Here is a 7,534-nt window from a genome sequence, read left to right on the forward strand (position 1 = left end):
ATCAGTCGATGCGCGCGTACGCCGGCAGGGTCAGGAAGTCGGTCAGTTCATTGCTGCGGCTCAGCTCGGCCAGCAGGGCGATGGCTTCTTCGATGCGGCCGCCACCGGGCAGCGCCGAGGTATCGCCAAGGCGCGCGGGCAGCTGCGCCAGGGTGGTATCAAGCAGTGCCAGATCAATCGCGGTGCCGTCGTCCAGCTGCTGGCCCGGCGTGTGCAGCCACTGCCACAGCTGGCTGCGGCTGATCTCGGCGGTCGCTGCGTCCTCCATCAGGTGGTGGATCGGCACGCAGCCGTTGCCGTCCAGCCACGCGGCCAGGTAGCGCACGCAGACTTCGACATTGCCTTCGAAGCCGGCGCGGGTGATCGTGCCCGGCGGACGCGCGATCAGTTCATCGCGGCCCACGCGCACATCCTGGCGCAGCACGTGGTGCTGGTTGGGCGTGGGCATGTGTTCGTCGAAGATCGCCATCGCCACCGGAATCAGCGCCGGGTGCGCGACCCACGTGCCATCGTGGCCGGCGCTCACTTCGCGCAGCTTGTCGGCACGCACCCGCGCCATCGCCTGCTCGTTGGCGGCCGCATCGTTGTTGATCGGAATCTGCGCGGCCATGCCACCCATCGCATGTGCGCCGCGGCGATGGCAGGTCTGGATCAGCAGTTCCGAATACGCCTTCAGGAACGGCTGGGTCATGGTCACCTGGCCGCGCTCGGGCAGCACGCGGTCAGCGTGGCGGCGGAAGGTCTTCAGGTACGAGAAGATGTAATCCCAGCGTCCGCAGTTGAGGCCGACGATGCGATCGCGCAGGGCGTGCAGGATCTCGTCCATCTCGAACACCGCCGGCAGCGTTTCGATCAGCACGGTCACCTTGATCTGCCCGTGCGGCAGGCCGAGCATGCCTTCGATGTGCGACAGCGCGGTCTCCCACAGCGCCGCCTCTTCCATGCTCTGCAGCTTGGGCAGGTAGAAGTACGGGCCACGATCCCTGGACTGCAGCGCGCGCGCATTGTGGAAGGCGAACACCGCCGCATCGAACAGGCCACCGGCGAGGAACTGGCCATCGACGCGCACATGCTTTTCGTCCAGGTGCCAGCCGCGCGGACGCACGATCAGCACCGCCTGCTCGTCGTAGGGGCGCAGCGCGTAATGCTTGCCCGCCTTGCCGTTGGATGCCGGTGCGGTGTACTGCAGGTCGCCGCGCACTGCGGCAGCCAACGACTGCTGGCCAGCCAGCAGGTTGCGCCAGGTCGGCGAGGTCGAATCCTCGAAGTCGGCCATGAACACCTTGGCGCCGGAGTTCAGCGCGTTGATGACCATCTTCGGGTCGGTCGGCCCGGTGATCTCGACGCGGCGGTCCTGCAGCGCGGCCGGCAGCGGCGCCACGCTCCAGTCACCGGCACGGATATTGGCGGTGTCCTGGCGGAAGTCCGGCAGGCCGCCCTGGTCGAAGAACGCCTGGCGCTCGCGGCGGGCCTGCAGCCGCGCCTGCCGGCCGGGTTCCACCGCCCGGTGCAGGGACACCAGCAGGGCCAGCAACGGCGCCGGCAGCACGGTGGCCTGGCCCGCCACCTGGGTCGCCAGGGCGATGCCCGGCGTGGCCTTGGCAGCGGTGGAGGGAACAGCGGAAGCGACGGCGGACATGGGAGGACTCCAGCGTGGGGGAACGACTCCACCGTGCGGCCGCAGCCCCGTATTTGGCAAAACAGTTTTTGCAATGCTTTACATAACTTGTGCTAATACTTGTGACACCATGACCACGCGCACCTCGCCAAGTCCCCGTTTTTCCTACAAATCCGATCGTCTGAAGCCGCTGCGCGCGTTCTGTCAGACCGTGCGTCTGGGCTCGGTCTCACGGGCGGCTGAGGCGCTGTTTGTCAGTCAACCGGCCATCAGCCTGCAGTTGCAGGCGCTGGAGCGTGAGTTGGGGGTGCCGCTGTTCGAGCGTAGCGGCCGGCGCCTGGTGCCCAGCCGCGAGGGCCAGCTGCTGTATGAAATGGCGCAGCCGCTGGTGGAAAGCCTGGACGGCCTGGAAGCGCGCTTCCGCGACAAGGTGCGCGGGCTGGACGCGGGCGAGCTGAACATCGCCGCCAACAGCTCGACCATCCTGTACCTGCTGCCGAAGATCGTCGAGCGCTTCCGCCAGCATTACCCCGATGTGCGCCTGACCCTGCACAACGCCATCAGCGCCGACGGCACCGACCTGCTGCGCGAGGATGCGGCCGATCTGGCGATCGGCTCGATGACCGATGTGCCGGCCGACCTCAGCTACGCCCCGGCCTACCGTTTCGAACAGGTGCTGATTGCCCCGCATGACCATCCACTGGCCAGCGGTGGTGAGCTGGAACTGGCCGACATCGCCCGTTACCCGCTGGTGCTGCCGCCGAAGCGGCAGATCACTTACCGGCTGGTCGACCAGGTGTTCCAGCGCCACCGCATCGCCTACACCGTCGCGCTGGAAGTGGGTGGCTGGGAAGTGATCAAGCAATACGTGGCGATGGGGATGGGCATTTCCATCGTGCCGGCGCTGTGCCTGAACGATGCTGACCACGAGCGGTTGGCCGCACGCTCGATGAAGCGTTGGTTCCCCGAGCGCAGTTACGGGGTGATCGTGCGCCGCGGCAAGGCGCTGTCGGCGCAGGCGCGGGCGTTTGTCGAGCTGATCCAGCCGGAGTTGTTCAGTCCGCGCGACTACGACCAGAGCGGACATTCGGAGCGGTGAGGGTTTGCCGGCAGGGCTGCGCCCTGCACCTGCCGAAGCAACGGCAACGGCAACAGCCTGCATTCCGTGGATGGCGGGTCGGTGTGGGTGGGCAGGACACGCCGTAAACCCGTCCATGGGGGCTCGATGGCGCCATCCATGGCGCCAACGGTCCTGCCCACCCACACCGCCCCGCCTCTGACAGATTCCCGCGATCTGTCGGGGGTCGGATCCCGTTGCTGCGCAACGGGCTCTGACCCCTGCCTCGTTCTGTGCTGCTGTGGGTAGGTGTCGACCTTGGTCGACACGGTAGATCCACGCCATGCGTGGATGACGTACGAATGATCTGGGCCCATTTGTGGCTGGCGATGCATAGACTGGGCGCATGTCCATCGAACTCCGCCATCTGCGCTACTTCCTCGCCGTCGCCGATACCCTGCACTTCGGCCAGGCGGCCGAGCGGTTGGGGATGTCACAGCCGCCGCTCAGCCAGCAGATCCGGCAGCTGGAGGAACTGATCGGTGCGCGGTTGTTCGTGCGCAGCCATCGACGTGTGCAGCTGACGGCTGCGGGGGAACTGCTGCAGGAACGTGCGCGCGGCATCGTGCAGCAGGTGGAATCGGCGGTGGATGAAGTGCAGCGCGCGCAGCGTGGCGAGCAGGGTGAGCTGCGTATCGGCCTGACCCGGGCCACGCCGTTGTCGCCGCAGATTCCACGTTCGATCCTGCAGTATCGACAGCAGTATCCGCAGGTGCGCCTGCAGCTGAGCGAGATGAATACCCTGCAGCAGATCGATGCGCTGCTAGATGGTTCGCTGGACGTAGGCATCATCCGCAAGCGCACGTTGCCGGCCGAGCTGGTGGCGCACAGCCTGTTCGTCGATCCACTGGCGTTGATCGTGCATGCCGACCACCCTGCCCTGCGCCGCCTGTCGAAAGGCGGCACCCTGGCGTTGCGCGATCTGGCGCAGGAACCGTTCGTGGCGTTCCGCCGCAGCGCCGGGGCGGGCATCCATGACCACATGATCGCGCTGTGTGCGGCGGCTGGCTTCACGCCGCGCATCGTGCAGGAAGCCGGTGAGGCGTCGACGCTGATCAGCCTGGCTGCTGCGGGACTGGGTGCGGCGATCCTGCCTTCGTCGTGCGACCACATCCGGGTGGAGGGTGCGCGCTTCGTGCCGCTGGCCGATGCCGGCGCGCATTCGGAAGTGCAGCTGGCGTGGCGCCGCGAGGGTGTGACGCCGTTGATCCGCAATTTCGCCGGGCTGCTGCGTGGGGCGTTCGTCGCGGGATGATGCGCCGCGCTGCGCGCTCGCCGGGCATGGCCCGGCGCTACCGTCTTCCACCCTGATCGGGTAGCGCCGGGCCATGCCCGGCGAACGTCAGGCCGTCACCGGCTGCGGGGCGCGCTGCTGCAGTGCCCACACGATGCCTCCGCCAATCACGGTCAGCAGCGCGGCGAACGCGCACACGCCCAGCCAGTCCCACGCGGCGTAGGCCAGGCCGCCCACGCCGCCCAGCACACTCGAGCCCAGGTAATAGGCGAACAGGTACAGCGCCGACGCTTCCGCTCGCATCGAACCGGCGCGGCTGCCGACCCAGCTGCTGGCCACCGAATGGCCACCGAAGAAACCGAACGTCACCAGCGCGATGCCCACGGCCATCGCCGACAGCCACGGCATCGCCAGCAGCACGATGCCGGCGGCGATCAGGCCGAAGGAGATCGACAGGATGCGACCGCGCCCGTAGCGCGTCGCCTGCTGGCCCATCCACGCCGAACTGAAGGTGCCGACCAGGTACACGCTGAAGATCAACCCGACCACCGTCTGGCTGAGCTGGTACGGCGGCGCCAGCAGGTGGTAGCCGAGGTAGTTGTAGAGGGTGACGAACACGCCCATCAGCACGAACGAGGTGGCGAACAACCACGGCAGGCCAGGGTCGGCGAACAGCGTGCGCCAGCGCGCGGGCAACTGGCGCAGGCCACTGCGGCTGGCCTGGAAGTGGCGCGACGGCGGCAGCTGCAGCCACAGCAGCACGGTGCTGGCCACGGCGATGATCGAGACCACGCCGATGCCCCAGCGCCAGCCCCAGTGGTCGGCGATGATGCCGGCCAGCAGGCGCCCGCTCATGCCGCCGATGGCGTTGCCGCCGATGTACAGGCCCATCGCCAGGCCCAGCGCGCGGCTGTCCATTTCCTCGACCAGGTAGGTCATCGCCACCGCCGGTACGCCGCTCAGCGCCAGCCCCAGCAGGGTGCGCAGCACCAGCAGGGTGGACCAGTCATCTACCAGTGCCGTGCACAGCGACAACGTGGCCGAGGCCAGCAGCGCAACGATCATCAGCGGGCGCCGGCCCACCACATCGGACAGCAGGCCGGCCAGCAGCATGGCCACGGCCAGGGTGCCGGTGGTCAGCGACAGCGACATCGCGCTGCCCGCAGCGGACACGCCGAAGTGGCGGCTGAACTCGGGCAACAGTGGCTGCACCGTATACAGCAGGCCGAAGGTCGAAAAGCCGGCCAGGAACAGCGCCAGCGCGGTGCGGCGGAAGGCCGGCGTTCCCTGCTGGATGCGGGTGTCGGCGGCAGCGTAGTCAGTGCGGGGACGGTCGGCGAGGGCCGCCGGAGTTTCGCCAGTCATGGGGGCGGTGGGCCGTGGGGGCGGCCGGAATGGAGGGGATGGGCCTCAGACTAGGCCCGTCCATCCAGTCGATCCATAACCTGATAGGTCAGGATTGATACTCCAGGCATATCGATTCAGCTTACAGCCGCTGCCATTCGAAGCCGTCACCACGGCGGTAATAGACCGCCACCGCACGGCCGTAGATCTTGTCCGCATCGACGAAGCCGAAGAAGCGGCCATCGAAGCTGTTGCCGCGATGGTCGCCCAGCACCAGCACCTTGCCGGCGGGCACGTGCAGATCCGCGATGTCCGGGCCACCGCCCCTGTCCAGGTCGAGGCTGGCGCGGCGCTCACCGAAGGCTTCGGTGTCGGTCAGGTCAGCGATCTGCAGCGGCTGGCCGTTGATGCTCAGGTGGCCATCGTGCAGCTGCACGTGATCGCCAGCCACGGCGGCGACGCGCTTGATCAGGCGGGTGCCGTCGGCCGGTGAATCGAACACGGCCACCTCACCACGCTGCGGCGTGCCGGTACCCAGCAGCTCCTTGCTGGTGAACGGCAGGCGCAGGCCATAAGCGCGCATGTCCACCACCACCCGGTCGCCCGGTTGCAGCGTCGGCTGCATCGAGCCGCTGGGCACGACGTAGTGGTTGGCAAGGGTGTCGCGGGCGGCGGCGAGCAGGCCCAGCATCACCAGCAGGGGCAGCGCCTCCTTCTTCAGCCAGGCAAGCGCGCGTTCGGAAAAGGGAGGGCGGGCAATAGCATCCATGACAGGCTCCGGGTGGGTGGTAGTTGCATCAGACCACAGCCGGGCCGAAGAGGTTCCCGCGCCCGCATCCTGTAGAGCCGAGCCCGTGCTCGGCTGCCGTTCCGTAGCGTCGAGCAAGCCGAGCATGGGCTCGGCGCTACAGGAGGGGTTACGCAGGTTTTACGCCACTGCCCGTCATCGGGCATCGCACCTTTACGGCCACCACGCGCATCGTGTGCCTACCGCGCCGCAGGGCGCTTTGCGCAAGGTGTTGTATGACCCTCCTGGTGATCCGGCATGCGTCGCCGTCGGTGCCGCGTCCGCTGCTGCCGGCCGAGTTGTCCGGCCATCCGGTGCTGTGCACCGACTGCGCCAGCCTGGCCGATGTGCGCCAGTGCCTGTGCCAGCCGCAGGCGCGCAGCGCGGACTGGGTGCTGCTTGATGTCGGCGTGGCCGACGAGGCGCAATGGTGTGCCGAGGGCGGTGCGCTGCAGGCGGCGCTGGACGGTCTGCCGGCGGAGTACATCGAACTGCAGTCTCCCCATCAGCCCGGTCTGGAAGCGCGCCTGCGCCTGCAGCATGGCCCGGCCGCCGTGGTGGTCGACCAGCGCAGCCAGCAGGCGGGTTATCCGCTGTCGTTGGCCATCGTCGGCCGCCGCCTGGCACGGGAGGGCTGAGCCATGTCGATCTTCATCATCCGTGGCCCGGAAGCGGCTGGTGCGTTGATCCGTACTGCCGCGCCGCTGCCGGCGCCGGTTCTGAAATCTCTGGTGCACCGTGCGATCGATGCGGGCACCAGCGTGGCGATCCGCGCCTGCGGTTCGGAACAGGAACTGCTGGACGCGCTGCGCGTGGCCGACCACAGCCGTGGCGAGGTGACGCTGCTCGATCCGGGCGCATGTGCCGACAGCCTGCGCCTGCAGCGGCTGCTGCCGTACCTGCACAACGCGTACGTGGAAGTGCATGACGACGGCGCGGTGGCCGAGCCGTGCCTGCCGGCTGGCGTGGGTCAGCGATTGGGGATCGCAGCCGGGTATGGGGCGCAGAGCTATGTGCTGGCGCTGGATATCGCGCTGGATCATCTGGGGCTGGCCGAGCAGGCGAACCGGGTGCATGTAGGGACGTGATGCGCTTCGGTAACTCGCTTTTCCGCCTTTGTAGAGCCGAGCCCATGCCCGGCTGCCTTTCCAGAAAACATCAGCCGAGCGTGGGCTCGGCTCTACAGAAGAAAGCCGAGCATGGCTTGTATGTTCCTCCCGGCTCCTACGAGGTATGTAGGAGCCAGGGTGGAGGGACCGTCAACATGATATCTGCGGGTAGCAGCCGACAGACGAGCCGAGCGATCCCCATCCCGCACCTTAACGTCGATAAAGGATCTAGCGGCCTTTGAGGACCGCCGATGTAGGCAAGCCAACGTGGTGCGGTACCACCCCAGCCCCTCAACAATAGCTGGGAGTTGCGCAGATGTCAGAT

Annotated in this window: 7 protein-coding genes; 4 read left to right on the plus strand and 3 right to left on the minus strand. The window is 67.6% G+C overall.

Translation table 11 applies throughout. The features are described 5' to 3' along the window. Position 1: 1 nt before the first annotated feature. A complete protein-coding gene (gene aceB, locus AC13GI_RS09410; RefSeq protein ID WP_482996124.1) occupies positions 2-1,639 on the minus strand; it encodes a malate synthase A in 1,638 nt (545 codons plus the stop codon). 109 nt (positions 1,640-1,748) lie between these two features. Here aceB and AC13GI_RS09415 point away from each other — a divergent pair, with 109 nt between their 5' ends. Both AC13GI_RS09415 and AC13GI_RS09420 read left to right on the plus strand, forming a co-directional pair. Next, entirely contained in the window at positions 1,749-2,717 is a 969-nt protein-coding gene (locus AC13GI_RS09415) for a LysR family transcriptional regulator (RefSeq protein WP_099819576.1), read from the plus strand. Between the two features lie 364 nt (positions 2,718-3,081). Further along, entirely contained in the window at positions 3,082-3,990 is a 909-nt protein-coding gene (locus tag AC13GI_RS09420) for a LysR family transcriptional regulator (RefSeq protein WP_482996125.1), read from the plus strand. An 87-nt stretch (positions 3,991-4,077) separates the two neighbouring features. Here the strand turns inward: AC13GI_RS09420 and AC13GI_RS09425 are convergent, their stop codons facing one another. Both AC13GI_RS09425 and lepB read right to left on the minus strand, forming a co-directional pair. Then, positions 4,078-5,334 carry an MFS transporter gene (locus tag AC13GI_RS09425; protein ID WP_482996126.1) on the minus strand — a complete coding sequence of 419 codons (1,257 nt, stop codon included), beginning with the start codon at positions 5,332-5,334 and terminating at the stop codon, positions 4,078-4,080. A gap of 121 nt (positions 5,335-5,455) precedes the next feature. Then, complete coding sequence (gene lepB / locus AC13GI_RS09430; protein WP_482996127.1) at positions 5,456-6,082, minus strand: signal peptidase I; 627 nt, start codon at positions 6,080-6,082, stop codon at positions 5,456-5,458. Between the two features lie 254 nt (positions 6,083-6,336). Here lepB and AC13GI_RS09435 point away from each other — a divergent pair, with 254 nt between their 5' ends. Together AC13GI_RS09435 and AC13GI_RS09440 are read left to right on the plus strand one after the other, a co-directional pair. Then, on the plus strand, positions 6,337-6,738 hold the full coding sequence (locus AC13GI_RS09435; RefSeq protein WP_229980935.1) for a hypothetical protein: 402 nt from the start codon (positions 6,337-6,339) through the stop codon (positions 6,736-6,738). Between the two features lie 3 nt (positions 6,739-6,741). After that, positions 6,742-7,188, plus strand: a complete 447-nt coding sequence (locus tag AC13GI_RS09440; protein WP_025875822.1) for a hypothetical protein — start codon at positions 6,742-6,744, stop codon at positions 7,186-7,188. Positions 7,189-7,534: the final 346 nt, after the last annotated feature.

This window comes from Stenotrophomonas sp. 82F1 (assembly GCF_056861525.1).

Excerpts from the sequence above, each read along its gene's own strand:
- lepB (WP_482996127.1), bottom strand. The coding sequence starts at position 6,082 with ATGGATGCTATTGCCCGCCCTCCCTTTTCCGAACGCGCGCTTGCCTGG.
- aceB (WP_482996124.1), bottom strand. The coding sequence starts at position 1,639 with ATGTCCGCCGTCGCTTCCGCTGTTCCCTCCACCGCTGCCAAGGCCACG.
- AC13GI_RS09420 (WP_482996125.1), top strand. The coding sequence starts at position 3,082 with ATGTCCATCGAACTCCGCCATCTGCGCTACTTCCTCGCCGTCGCCGAT.
- AC13GI_RS09435 (WP_229980935.1), top strand. The coding sequence starts at position 6,337 with ATGACCCTCCTGGTGATCCGGCATGCGTCGCCGTCGGTGCCGCGTCCG.
- AC13GI_RS09415 (WP_099819576.1), top strand. The coding sequence starts at position 1,749 with ATGACCACGCGCACCTCGCCAAGTCCCCGTTTTTCCTACAAATCCGAT.
- AC13GI_RS09425 (WP_482996126.1), bottom strand. The coding sequence starts at position 5,334 with ATGACTGGCGAAACTCCGGCGGCCCTCGCCGACCGTCCCCGCACTGAC.
- AC13GI_RS09440 (WP_025875822.1), top strand. The coding sequence starts at position 6,742 with ATGTCGATCTTCATCATCCGTGGCCCGGAAGCGGCTGGTGCGTTGATC.